Source organism: Occallatibacter savannae, from assembly GCF_003131205.1.
GTDB classification, from domain to species: domain Bacteria; phylum Acidobacteriota; class Terriglobia; order Terriglobales; family Acidobacteriaceae; genus Telmatobacter; species Telmatobacter savannae.
In genome coordinates this window covers 465,872-478,153 of record NZ_QFFY01000004.1, presented here as the reverse complement: position 1 = coordinate 478,153, position 12,282 = coordinate 465,872, and the positions used below count along the sequence as shown (strand labels likewise).

Below are 12,282 nucleotides of genomic sequence, written 5' to 3'. Positions count from 1 at the left end.
AAGCAAGATGGAACTCATCCTCGGATTTGCAATTGCCGTCATCATCGCCATCACCGGCGTCGGTGCCGGCTCGCTGATCGCGCCCTTGCTCATCCTCTTCCTGCATGTGCCCGTGGCAGAAGCCGTGGGCACTGCGCTCATCTACTCCGCCGCCGTTAAATTCATCGTCGTTCCCGTACAAATCTGGAAACGACAGGTTGAGTGGAAGACCCTCGGCCTTATCCTCGCCACCGGCATCCCCGGTGTCGCCATCGGCTCTTATATCTTTCAGCGCGTCGCCCATAATGAAGCCAACAACTTCTGGCTCTACATGGCCCTCGGCCTGATGATTGTCATCTCCTCCGCTTGGCACATCTATCGCCACTTTAGGCCTGGCGGTGAAATCGCGCGCCGCACCGATTCACCCGCTTGGCTCGCCGCCGTGATGCTGCCCATCGGAGCCGAGGTCGGCTTCTCGTCCTCCGGCGCCGGCGCTCTCGGGTCACTTGCACTTCTCGGCCTCACTCCTCTCGACGCACGCCGCGTGGTGGGAACAGACCTGGCCTTCGGCCTCTGCCTCTCCATCATCGGCGGGTCACTGCATCTCCACAGCGCTGGACTGAACTCCGCCCTGCTCATCAATCTGATCGTCGGTGGCGTACTCGGGGGCATCGTCGGTGCCGGCCTCGCCTCGCGCATTCCGGTTCGCGCCATGCGCCTCGCCCTCTCGCTATGGTTGCTGGCAATGGGCGTCCAGCTCTGCTGGCACGCGCTCGCGTAAAGCCACGCCCGTCCACGCTACCCGCTGCGCCCGGACGATATACTTCTCGTAGTGCTCGGTTTGTTCCAACATTACCTGCAAGCGAGAGTTGACCTTGGCGCGTGAACTGCATACGGCACGCCTTCTCAAAAAGGTGTGCATCTCTGAATCGGCCCAGTGTTATCACTTCGAATTTGTTCTTGAAGACCTGGAGAGCTTTCCTTTCATTTCGGGCCAGTTCATCTCCGCCGTCGCGCCCGACGCTAACGGCAAGCAGCAGACTCGCGCTTATTCAATCGCTTCGGCTGCGAATCAAAATCGCTTCGAGCTATGTGTGAACCGCGTACCGGAAGGCTTCTTCTCCAATCACCTCGCCGACCTCACCGATCTGCCGCCGGGTGGATCCATTCAGGTGCACGGCCCTCACGGGCACTTCGTTCTTAAGCAGCCCGTCACCGACTCCATCTTCATCTCTACCGGAACAGGCATCGCTCCCATGCGCGGATACGCCCAGTGGCTCTTCCCTGAGACTGGTCCCGACGCCGGCATCGATCGCAGCGAAGGCAAAGAAATCTGGATGGTCTACGGCACGCGATACGAGAGTGAACTTTACTACCGCGAAGAGTTCGAAGCGCTCGCCGCCCGCAAGCCGAACTTCCACTACCTCCCCACGCTCAGCCGTGCCGATGAGAGCTGGAAAGGCCTCCGCGGCTACGTGCAGGACCACGTGGCGCGCATTGTCGAAGAACGCGCCGCCAAACTCGGCCAGACCCTGCCCGTTCCTCCCCCCGATTCAAACATCCTGCCTTCAGAACTGAAGTTCGACATCTACGCCTACATCTGCGGCCTAAACAATATGGTCGCCGGCGTCCGCGAAAAGCTCTCAAGCTACGGCTGGCACCGCAAGCAGATCATCTTCGAGCGCTACGACTAGCAAGAGCTTCACAGATTGAAGAGCTCTCTTAGCCGCTTCGTCTGTGCCCGGCTGACCGGAATCTCCGTCTGCTTCTTGTCGTTCATCCGCAGCTGATAAGTCGATTTGAACCACGGCACCACTTCGCGAATCTGGTTGATATTCACCACAAAGCTGCGATGCGCGCGCCAGAAGATTGCAGGATCCAGCTGATCCAGCAATTCCTCAATGGTGCGGCACTTCGACTGGCCCTCGAACTGATGCGTAACCACTCGGATCACGCCCTCGTCTATCTCCGCAAAACAGATCTCCGCCTGATCCACAAGCAGCAACCGGCTCCCCGCCTGCACAATCAGCTTCGCCGGCTGTGCCCCCCGCCCTGTTGCCTGTGATCCGTTCTTGAGCAGGGCTAGCAGCGCATCCAATTGCGACTCGATCGGCGAATCGCCTTGCGTCCCAGCCGCACCGTTATTGATCCGCGCGCGCGCCCGCTCCAAAGCTTTGTCCACGCGATTGCGATCGAATGGCTTAAGAAGATAGTCGACCGCATTCACATCGAAGGCGCGCACAGCGTACTGATCGTAAGCAGTCGCGAAGACAAACTGCGGCAGCTGCCAGCCCTGATTGTCCTTAAGCTTGCGATGTCGGTCCATGATTCGCTGGATCACCGCAAATCCATCGAGTCCCGGCATCTGCACATCAAGAAACACGATATCCGGATGATGCCGTTCGATCAGTTCTACCGCCTCGATACCATTCGCGCCCTGTGCCACCACATCGACGTCCGGCGCCGCCTGCAGCAGGTACGCCAGCTCATCGCGAGCAAGCTGTTCGTCATCGATGATGAGGGCAGAGATAGTCATCGCTGGCAGGCCGAAGCTTGATTGTAGGTAGCTGAACCGCAGGGGTCAAACACACCCGCGCTGAGCGGCGGCAGACGCACCGTGAACTGCATTGGCGGACATTGAGAGGAGGGTGGCGCTATTCGCGTCCGGCGTGAACGCGCAGCCTGGCTGGCATATGATCGCGCTCCAGCTCGTGGCCGCAGCGGGTACAGAACTGATCCGTCGCCCGCACTGAACGGAAGCAATTCCCGCAGCTCGCTGTCAGCTGATAGTTGCACTGAGGGCAGAAGTGAAAATCGCTCTGCACATGAGTGCCGCAGGCCGCGCACGTCGAAACGAGAGGAGCTCGCAGCAGAAAGTACAGAACAGCCCCGATTCCGCCCGGCATTACAAAACAGATCAGCATCCAGAAGCGCGAGCTCATAGCGCGCCGTGGCGCATCCTTGCTGATGTATCCCACCATCAGGATGTAAAGCGATGCCAGGAGCCCCCAGGTAATGTCGAAGTATGCACGCAGTCCCAGCGGAACCTGGTGGTGCTGCGACTTCGGAAACACGATCCAGAAGTAGTACTCGACCAGAACGAAAACGGCGGCTGCAATGACGATGGACCATAGCGGCACCAGCCGAGTGTCGTCGTTCGGGTTGATCGTTTCCGGTTCTCGCATAGCTCAATTGCCCCCTCGGGGGAGGGCCCGCTGCTTCGCAGCAGCTTGATTCTGCTTTATGGACGGAATCAACGTCGCTGAAGTTGCGCCTAGTATAGACCGGAAGTGCCTAGGACCTGCGGCGCAGCCATCCCGCAAGTAATGCAGAGCCGAGAAGAGCAGTAATGGAGAAGAACCCCCAGATCGCGATCTCTCCGAACGTGCTGTTCAGATGCTGCTCCTCAATCAGGTTCTCGATCAGCCACCAGATCGGCGGCGCAACGATGAAAAAGACCACCAGAGTCGCGGCAATCGCCCACGCCCGAATCCTCTTCCGTCCTGCTTTCTGATCTTGCATGACGCCTGCGGAGGCCATCACCACGCGGCGCGTCTTCTCGCCCAGACTACGGTCGCGATCGCCCTGCAGTCCAGAGACTGCCCCAATCAGATCGCTTTGCGATGGCTCGTGATTGCCCGCCACCGACCCGGAAGGAGTCACACTGCCTCCGGGCGCCGGTTTTGCGCCCGCTCAAGGCGCGGCTTGATCGACGCCATTCCGCGATAGAGCCGCGACTTCACCGTCGACAGCGGTGCCCGCGTAACCTTCGCGATTTCCTCAAGCGAAAGATCCTCGTGGAACCGCAGCACCAGCACTTCCCGGTAGAGCGTATCGAGTTGCAAAAGCGCGGCCGAAATCTGCTCGCGGTCCTCTACATTCGACATTCGGTCGAAGGGACCGGGCCCGTGGTCCGGGACTTCGAAAGCAAGCGGGCGATCATCCTCCCCGCCAGCTTCAAAGAGCTCATCCAGACTAGACATCGTGCGCTTGCGGCGCTGATCGATGACGAGATTTCGCGCAATCGTAAAAAGCCAGGTCTCGAAGCGCGACTTGCCGTTAAACTGCGTCCCGCGCGTGAGAACCCGCATCCAGACTTCCTGAAACAGATCCTCAGCCTCTTCGCGATTTCCGGTCAGGAACAAAAGATACCGCAGGAGACGATGCTGATACCGCACGATGAGCTGGTCGAGCAAAGCTGTGTCTTTGCGCTTAAGACCTTCGGATACAGCGAGATTCTCGCGCCTGACCTGCTCCTCCGTCGGCGAGACGGATGCCGGAGTGAACAAGGCGCGAATGGCGGAGACGGTGCCCATCTGTTCCCATTAGACGACAAAAGGTTGCTCGAAGCCGCAGAAAACCAGATTTTCACCAAAAATACAGCGATTTAGTTGCAATTCGGACACCTCAGGCGACTTCGCCATTGCCAGTGCCATTTCCCGCAATGTATACGTTTCCGGTAAGTACCTGTGAGAACAGCTACTTGGGTGATGTGGGCACGAAACTGAGGGCTTCTCAGTCGGAGTAGCCGTTGCAAAAGGGATCGTTTTCAGCTACTTCGGGCCACTCAGGAAACCTTTGCTGGCATCCAAGAACACGCGAGCCAGATTTTATTCTTCCGGAGTTGTAATGGGTCGCCAGACACCGTACAGAAAAACCGCAGACGTTTTACGTAGAACGATTCAGCAACTTGAGGACGATCCCACGATCGACACGCACGGGGCTGCGTTTGTCGATCTGAAGTGCAATTTGCTCAACCGGATTATCGAACTCGAGACGGACAAAGCGCGAGCCGAGTCCGTGATCCACCTCGTCAATTCCGACAATCCCGAAGAGTCCAAAGCGGAGAAAGAGCAAGACTCGAACTCAGCCATCGCCTGATTCTACCTCCCTGCACTTCCTCCGAAAAAGACTCCACGGCTACCTTCCTCTTGATCTGCGGCATACCGGGTCGCTGCCCTCTATTCCCATCTGATCGGGTCGCTCCCACCTGCACCTTTGTACCGGGCCCAAAAGCACAAAATGCCAGATTGACCTTTGCGCGGCCAGGGCAGACGGCTATGCTCGCCCAAGACCAATAAAAAAGCTGACTCTGCAGATGCAGTGATCTCTTGTCTTCCCCGCACGAGGAGATTCCTTGCACCCACGCCCGGTACGTCTTTCTGTCTTTAAACTAGCCCTGACCCTTGCATTGAGCGCCGCCGCTGTCTCGCTCGTCACCGGCTGCTCCTCCAGCGTCGCCGTCGGCGATCCGGCCAGCTTCACCGCCATCTCCGCCACGGTCAGCTCGCTGCGCGTAACAGAAACCGCCCAGCTCGCTACGCACACGCAGTTCGATGGGACGAAGCTCTCCTTCTATGTGAACGGCGTACTCGGCGGAGACTCCGAAGTGGGAACCATCAGCGCCGCCGGCCTCTACACTGCTCCGGCCATCGTGCCCGTTCCCAACTCCATCACCATCACGAGTGCTTCGGTTGCTCACCCGGACTACCCCAAGGGCACCGTCGCCCTCGCCATCTGGAATCCCATCCCCATCATCGACTCCATCACTCCCTCCGGCTTCCCCGAAGGCGACACCCAGGTCGCCGTCACCGGGTCCAAGTTCGTCTACGGCGCTAAGGTGATGTGGAACGGCAAAGCTGTCGACACCACCTACGTCTCCAGCACGCACCTCGAGGCCATCATCCCCGCCGCGAACCCCGGCACGTATCCGCTGCTCGTCGCTAACCCCGACCCCGGCTCCGCAAACTCCAAAACCCTTCAGGTTCAGGTCGCTCCCGGCCAGGTCAAACTCAAAGTCCTCGCCTACAGCGGCAGCGACGTCCGCGTTCGCAACGCCTTGAACCTGGGCCTCGACGTCACCGGCACCCTCAACAAATCCGTCACCCTGACCATCAACGGCGTCCCCGGCGGCAACTCCACCCTCGGCACTGCAGTCTCCAACTCCGACGGCAGCATCACCTATCAGGCTCCTTCCGTCGTCCCCACGCCCAACAACGTCGTCACACTCACGGCCACCAGCGTCGACAATCCATCAGTCTCCGTCAGCCAGAACATCTCTGTCCTTAACCCCATCCCCGTCCTCAGCTCGGCCACGCCCCTCACCATGAACCCCGGCCCACCGGCCACCACCATCGTTCTCACCGGCTCTGACTTCATCAATGGCGCACAGGTTCTCGTGAATGGCTCCGCCGTCCCCACCACCTTCAACAGCGGAACGCAATTGACCGCCAGCGTCAGTCCCACGCAGCCCGGCAATCTCGACCTGCAGGTGCTCAACCCCAGCCCCGGCCCTGCCACCTCCGCAGACCTGATCGGCACCGTCAATGGAACGCCGCCGGTGCCCATCGTTCCCTTGTCCGACGCGGCGCGCTTCCTCAACCAGGCCACCTTTGGCGCCACCGATGCCGACATCCATCACCTCTCTCTGATCGGATACCAGCCTTGGCTCAATGAGCAATTCGCCGCGCAACAGACCCTGACGACTCCCGGCGTTGAGCAGGCTCTGATCGTCAACACGCAGCCCACCCGCTCCACCACCGACGTCAAGTGCAATGCCGAAACCTTCCTCCAGAACCGCGACGGCCAAGACTACGTAGAGAATGCCTTTTGGCAGCAGAGCCTCACCGCCCCCGACCAGCTACGACAACGTGTCGCATACTCCCTCCACGAGATGCTCGTTATTTCGATGGCATCCACCGGCGTAGAACGCATGCCGCGCGGCACAGCCCACTACTGGGACACCCTCGCTGCCGACTCCTTCGGCAACTTCCGCCAGCTCCTCGAAGATGTAACGCTCAACCCCATGATGGGCCAGTGGCTCGCCATGCAGGGCAACGACAAAGGCAATGCCAACACTGATCCCGATGAGAATTACGCTCGCGAGATCATGCAGCTTTTCACCATCGGCCTCTACCAGCTCAACGACGACGGCACGCAGAAGCTCGACTCCACCGGCAAGCCCATCCCCACGTACTCAAACGCCGACGTGATGGGTCTCGCCAGAGTCTTCACCGGCTTCAGTTGGAACGTCCCCGGCAACACTTCAGACGCCGCATGGTCCGACTGCTGCATGTACGTCGGCCCCGGCATTGGCGAAGACCTGCTCCCCATGCAGAGCTATCCCAGCCATCACTCGACTGCGCAGAAAATCTTCCTCGGTGTCACCATCGCTCCGAGCGGCACAGGGGATCCCAACGGCGATCTCAAGATCGCACTCGACACGCTCTTCAATCATCCCAACCTGCCCGCCTTCTTCTCCAAGCAGATGATTCAGCATCTGGTCACCAGCAACCCGAGCCCCGCCTACATCAGCCGTGTCGCTGCCGTCTTCAAAGACAACGGCCTCGGCGTTCGCGGCGACCTCAAAGCCGTCATCACTGCGATCCTTCTTGACCCCGAAGCCCGCGACTCCGCAGCCGCCGCCGGCAATCCGCAATACGGCAAAGTCCGAGAAGCACTCATCCGCTACACCCACTGGGCGCGCGCCTTCACCGCACAATCGCGCACCGGCGGCTATTGGATTGGCAGCGCCGAAGACCCGATCTGGGGACTCGGCCAGATGACCCTCCGCTCGCCAACCGTATTCAACTGGTTCGCGCCCGGCTACGTTCCGCCCGGCACCAGCATTGAGCAGGCCGGACTCACCGGACCCGAATTCCAGATGACCAACGTCTCCTCCGTCGTCGGCTACCTCAATTACATGCAGACCGCCGTTGGCTCTGACGACACGCACGGCTTCGACATCTTTTCGAGCTACGCCGCGGAGCTGAATCTCGCCAACAATCCCGGCGCGCTCCTTGATCGCGTGAACCTGTTGCTCATGTCCGGCCAGATGGACAGCACTCTCTACAGCCAGATCCTCAGCGCGGTCAGTTCGATTTCGGTTCCCACCGGCAGTGCAGACGCAACTAACGCCGCCCTCGCAGCCCGCGTTAGAACCGCCGTTTTCCTTACCCTCGCATCGCCTTCGTATTGCGCGCAGAACTAGGAGCAAAGCATGTGCAAGTTTGATCACTCACGCCGATCGTTTCTCAGAACTGCGTCGCTCGCCTCGATGTCCGGCTTCTACGCGAGCCCCTTCATCATAGGCCTCAACTCGCTCGCCGCCATGGCGCAAAGCACCAGCCTCACCGACTACCGCGCCCTCGTCTGCGTCTTCCTCCAGGGCGGCAACGACGGCCACGGCACCGTCATCGCCACCGATCCCACATCCTTCAGCGCCTTCACGCAGGCCCGCTCCGGCGCACCCGGCCTCGCCTATCCTCTCGCCGACCTGCTCCCCATCCTTCCCAGAACATCCCAGGGGGGCCGCACCTTCGCTCTCAACCCCGCGCTCGTCGGGCTCCAGAACCTCTTCAATGCCGGTCGAGCCGCAGTCGTCGCCAACACCGGCACTCTCATCGCGCCGGCCACAAAGACTCAAATCCAGTCCAACTCAGTTCCGCTTCCCGCCTCCCTCTTTTCGCACTTCGATCAGACCGCCGCGTGGCAGGCCATCGCCTCCAACGGCGGCAGCTCCGAACACGTGGGCTGGGGCGGCTCCGTCGCTGATGTCCTCGAAAGCATGAAGGTCAACTCCAACTCCATGTTCACCTGCATCTCCACTGCAGGCATCGCGCTCTTCCTCTCCGGCGAACAGTCCTACCAACTCAACGTCACCTCAGCCGGCCCGATTCCCATCTACGGCACATCCAATCCCCTCTTCGGCAACTCCGCCGGCTCGAGCGCGCTCCAGTCCATCCTCTCCGCCGACGAAACCAATCTCTTCGCCAAGGAATACGAAGTCGTCGTGCAGCGCTCCATTCAAGCGCAACAGACCCTCGCCACCGCGATGGCCGCGGCCGGCCCCACCGGCGTTCCCGATCCTCCGCAATACCTCGACCCAGTCACCAACAAACTGGCCAACAACGATCTCGCTGTTTCCCTCCAGACCGTGGCCCGCATCATCTCCGGCCGCGCCAGCCTCGGCGTCAACCGCCAGATCTTCTACGTTCAGCTCGGCAGCTTCGACACGCATGACGGACAGGCCGTGCAGCACGCGCGCCTTCTTTCCCAACTCGGCTCGGCGCTCGAGTACTTCGACACACAGATGGTCGCTATGGGCGTCGGCAACCAGGTCACTGCATTCACCGCATCCGACTTCGGCCGCACCCTCACCTCCAACAGCGACGGCACCGATCACGGCTGGGGAAGCCATCACTTCGTCGTCGGCGGCTCCGTCGCCGGCCAGGACATGTACGGCACCTACCCCGTCGTCGGAGCAAATCAGGCCGACGATCTCGGCGCAGGCCGCCTCATCCCCACCACCTCCGTCGATCAGTACGCCGGAACCCTCGCTCGCTGGTTCGGCCTCTCCGATGGTCAAATCAAAACCATCTTCCCCAACTTTGCCAACTTCGGCTCCAGCCCCTACCTCGGCTTCATGGGATAGCATCCGCTTCACGCGCGAAAACCACCGGGTGCCCCCGGTCCCTCGCTTCTGGGGACCGGGGAGAGATGCCAACTCGCGAAGTATCCCCCACCCCAAACGAATCCCCGGCCCTCATCCAAAAAGGCCTCGGCTTCATGGGATAGCGCCCTAGAGTCTCACAGATCGCGCATGATCACCGCCGGAGCAATCATCGAAGCGCGCCCCGCTGGCACAAGGCTCATCATCACCACCGCAATGACCGGCAGCATAGGAGCAATCAGCCAAACCTCCATCGACGGCGGCGCAACCGTCGCCGCCTCCGCGATCACAAATCGCATCACCGCCAGCGACAGAACAACGCCAATCGCCGTCCCCACCAGCGCAAGGCCGCCTGCAGTTCTCATCACCAGCAGAACGATGCGCCAGCGCTGCGCACCCAGCGCAATGCGAAGGGCGCGCTCGCGCTGCCGCTGCCGCTCTGCATCGCTCTGAACGTTCAGCGTGCCAATCAGTCCAAGCAGCAATGCCATCGCGGCCGACGCGCCCCCAATCAGCGTCGCAATCCGCAATCCCGCAAGACCGGAGCGAGCAAGCTGCGCATCGAACGTCGTCACCCCACTCGGAGCCGTGCTGCCTCCCGGCACTAGTGCAACCCTCTGCCGCAGCTCCGCGGCCACTTCCCTGTTCAACTTCGCAGTTTTCAGCATCAGCGTCATACGCGCCGGAGGATTCTGCCAGATAGGGAAATAAATGGTCGGCTCCGCATGTTGTTCGAACGTCCCGAACACCTGCGACTTCACCACGCCCACAATCTCCCTTCGCACGCCGCTGTCATCGATCACCGCGGAACCCAGAGCCTTGCCATTGAAATAGAGATCAGCCGCCTCCTGATTGATCACCGCAACGCGGCCCTCATCAGCAACCCGCTCCGCGCCAAACCTGCGCCCCTCCACAACGGGCATATCCAGAACGCTGAAGTAGTTCGCCGAGACCACATTCGCGTTCAGTTCGATACCCGCCATCGGCTCCGCAACCGGCACGCGAAACATAGCATCTCGGATCGTACTCGGAGCCTCAGCTCCATTCACATACCCGTAGTAAATCGTCGCCCTGGATACGTCGTCCGCTTGTCCGCTCGTCCCCTCGTTCCCTGCCTCTCTCACCACTCCGATAATCTCCAGCGGATGATCTCCTGCATCCCGTATGCTCATCCCCGCTGTCTTCGCACCGAAAATCTCCGAAGCTGCCGTCTCATTCACGACAGCAACCCTGCCCGTCCGATCGCCGATCCCGAACATCCTCCCCGCTACCGGCAGCTTTTCTAGCCTTTCCAGCGACTCCGGCGTAAGCCATGCGATGTCCATCGCAACCTCGCGATACTGCGCTGAGGCTTGCTGAATCCGGAAGCTTTGCCAAGCCGGCCCATTGCCCGGCAGCCGCTCCGTCCAGCCCAGAGGCCGCACACCCGCAATCGTACTCACCTTCTGCTCCACGGCATCGAAATACCCTGGGTCAATCTCCGGTCCTCCGATAGGCTGCGCCTCCACCGTCAGCAAAACCGGATTCCCGAGCCGATGTCCCGCGCCCGTCTCCAGTGCCGCGTGAAGTCCCGTCAGCAGGACCGCCGTGCACACCACCAGCATGCAGCACACCGCAATCTGTCCCACCACAAGCAATGACCTTAGCCGCAGAACCCCCCGCGATGGCGAACCCGTCTCGCGCTGCAAAACCATCCACGGCCGGTCCGTGACCGTGCCCACCACCGGCAGCATTCCGCAGAGCACCGTCACCACAACGCAAAGCAGTGAAGCCCCGCAGATCGGCAACAGGTGCGGCGCAAACGTAAGTCTCGCTGCGTCGCCTTCGAATAAAAATGCCCGAAGGGCACGCGCCGTCAGAATTCCCAACAGCAATCCCAGCGCCCAGCCGCCCACCGCGATCACCACGCTGTCCGCAAGCAGATCCCGCAACAACTCACCGCGCGTCGCCCCAAGCGCAACCCGCAGCGACGTCTCATGCGACCGCCGCAGCGCTCGTCCCAGCAGGAACGAAGCCACATTGATACACGCAACCAGGAACACCGCCGCGGCTGAGAACGTCAGAAACAAACCAACCTGCGACAGCCCCCGCGCCATGCTCGGCGCCAATCCTGTAAACGGCACTACACTGACGTCGCTCAGTCCCGCACCTCCGGAACGAACCTCCGCCTGCGCCTCATCCGCCGAGACACGTTCGCGCAGTCTCGCAACGACCCACAGATCCCGTCTCGCTCGACCGGCTCCTTCCAGATCCTCCGGCTTGGCCGCAACCCACACGTCGACACTTTGATCGCTGTACAAGCCGTCAAGCCGCTCCGGCCCTACTCCGCCGACTTCGAAATCGACCGAATCAACCTGCAGCCGGGACCCAACTGCACTCGCGCTTCCGCCAAACTCGCGCTTCCACAAATTGCTGCTGATCACCGCACCCTTGGCAACTGGCAGAGACAAGGCTTCGCCGAGCTGCGGCGTCACAGCCGCAACACTCAGAATCTTCGCGTGTCCAGCCACAATTGCAGTTCGCGGCATAACGCGGACTGCCCCAACCCACGCGAACACCTCGTGGCTTTTCTCAAGCTGCCCAAACGCCTCCGGCGACAGGGCCCCGGCATTGCGGAAGCGATCCGTCTCGAAGACCGAAACCAGCTTCTCCCCGCTCCGCACCGGCAGCCCCGGATTAATCAGTCCCTCAAGAAATCCGTAGACCGCCGCATTGCTCCCCACCCCGAGCGCAATCGTAAGCAGCAGCACGAGCGCCAGCCCCGGCGCCCGTGCAAATGCTCTCGCTGATCTGCGTATGCGGATGAAGCCGCTCGACAAGCTCACCCAAGTAAGCTAGCAACTCGCCCGCCA

10 protein-coding genes are annotated in these 12,282 nt (G+C 60.9%); 5 read left to right on the top strand and 5 right to left on the bottom strand.

Annotation, left to right across the window (positions count from 1 at the left end):
• The first annotated feature begins 7 nt into the window (after nt 1-7).
• Together DHV10_RS17055 and DHV10_RS17050 are read left to right on the top strand one after the other, a co-directional pair.
• Complete coding sequence (locus DHV10_RS17055) at nt 8-760, top strand: sulfite exporter TauE/SafE family protein (RefSeq protein WP_109487575.1); 753 nt, start codon at nt 8-10, stop codon at nt 758-760.
• A gap of 94 nt (nt 761-854) precedes the next feature.
• Nucleotides 855-1,673 carry a ferredoxin--NADP reductase gene (locus DHV10_RS17050; RefSeq protein ID WP_109487574.1) on the top strand — a complete coding sequence of 273 codons (819 nt, stop codon included), beginning with the start codon at nt 855-857 and terminating at the stop codon, nt 1,671-1,673.
• 8 nt (nt 1,674-1,681) lie between these two features.
• On the opposite strand, the gene DHV10_RS17045 is transcribed toward DHV10_RS17050, so the two are convergent.
• The 4 genes from DHV10_RS17045 to DHV10_RS17030 all read right to left on the bottom strand — a co-directional run bounded on the left by DHV10_RS17045 (nt 1,682) and on the right by DHV10_RS17030 (nt 4,295).
• Complete coding sequence (locus DHV10_RS17045; protein WP_109487573.1) at nt 1,682-2,515, bottom strand: LytR/AlgR family response regulator transcription factor; 834 nt, start codon at nt 2,513-2,515, stop codon at nt 1,682-1,684.
• 118 nt (nt 2,516-2,633) lie between these two features.
• Nucleotides 2,634-3,164: a zinc ribbon domain-containing protein gene (locus tag DHV10_RS17040; protein WP_109487572.1), complete on the bottom strand. Its 531-nt coding sequence runs from the start codon at nt 3,162-3,164 to the stop codon at nt 2,634-2,636.
• 109 nt (nt 3,165-3,273) lie between these two features.
• The gene (locus DHV10_RS17035; RefSeq protein ID WP_109487571.1) at nt 3,274-3,642 is read right to left on the bottom strand and encodes a hypothetical protein; all 369 of its coding nucleotides are present in this window, start codon (nt 3,640-3,642) and stop codon (nt 3,274-3,276) included.
• A complete protein-coding gene (locus DHV10_RS17030) occupies nt 3,639-4,295 on the bottom strand; it encodes an RNA polymerase sigma factor (protein WP_109487570.1) in 657 nt (218 codons plus the stop codon). The genes DHV10_RS17035 and DHV10_RS17030 overlap by 4 nt, the downstream gene beginning before the upstream one ends.
• Nucleotides 4,296-4,608: 313 nt before the next feature.
• Here DHV10_RS17030 and DHV10_RS17025 point away from each other — a divergent pair, with 313 nt between their 5' ends.
• The 3 genes from DHV10_RS17025 (at nt 4,609) to DHV10_RS17015 (ending at nt 9,412) form a co-directional block, all read left to right on the top strand.
• Nucleotides 4,609-4,860 carry a hypothetical protein gene (locus tag DHV10_RS17025; protein ID WP_162601621.1) on the top strand — a complete coding sequence of 84 codons (252 nt, stop codon included), beginning with the start codon at nt 4,609-4,611 and terminating at the stop codon, nt 4,858-4,860.
• 256 nt (nt 4,861-5,116) lie between these two features.
• Entirely contained in the window at nt 5,117-7,969 is a 2,853-nt protein-coding gene (locus DHV10_RS17020) for a DUF1800 family protein (protein ID WP_109487568.1), read from the top strand.
• Between the two features lie 9 nt (nt 7,970-7,978).
• On the top strand, nt 7,979-9,412 hold the full coding sequence (locus DHV10_RS17015) for a DUF1501 domain-containing protein (protein ID WP_109487567.1): 1,434 nt from the start codon (nt 7,979-7,981) through the stop codon (nt 9,410-9,412).
• Between the two features lie 155 nt (nt 9,413-9,567).
• Here DHV10_RS17015 and DHV10_RS17010 read toward each other — a convergent pair whose 3' ends face one another.
• The gene (locus DHV10_RS17010) at nt 9,568-12,255 is read right to left on the bottom strand and encodes an ABC transporter permease (RefSeq protein WP_109487566.1); all 2,688 of its coding nucleotides are present in this window, start codon (nt 12,253-12,255) and stop codon (nt 9,568-9,570) included.
• Nucleotides 12,256-12,282: the final 27 nt, after the last annotated feature.

Coding starts and splice junctions, on each gene's coding strand:
- DHV10_RS17055 (WP_109487575.1), top strand. CDS start 8: ATGGAACTCATCCTCGGATTTGCAATTGCCGTCATCATCGCCATCACC.
- DHV10_RS17045 (WP_109487573.1), bottom strand. CDS start 2,515: ATGACTATCTCTGCCCTCATCATCGATGACGAACAGCTTGCTCGCGAT.
- DHV10_RS17040 (WP_109487572.1), bottom strand. CDS start 3,164: ATGCGAGAACCGGAAACGATCAACCCGAACGACGACACTCGGCTGGTG.
- DHV10_RS17030 (WP_109487570.1), bottom strand. CDS start 4,295: ATGGGCACCGTCTCCGCCATTCGCGCCTTGTTCACTCCGGCATCCGTC.
- DHV10_RS17025 (WP_162601621.1), top strand. CDS start 4,609: ATGGGTCGCCAGACACCGTACAGAAAAACCGCAGACGTTTTACGTAGA.
- DHV10_RS17015 (WP_109487567.1), top strand. CDS start 7,979: ATGTGCAAGTTTGATCACTCACGCCGATCGTTTCTCAGAACTGCGTCG.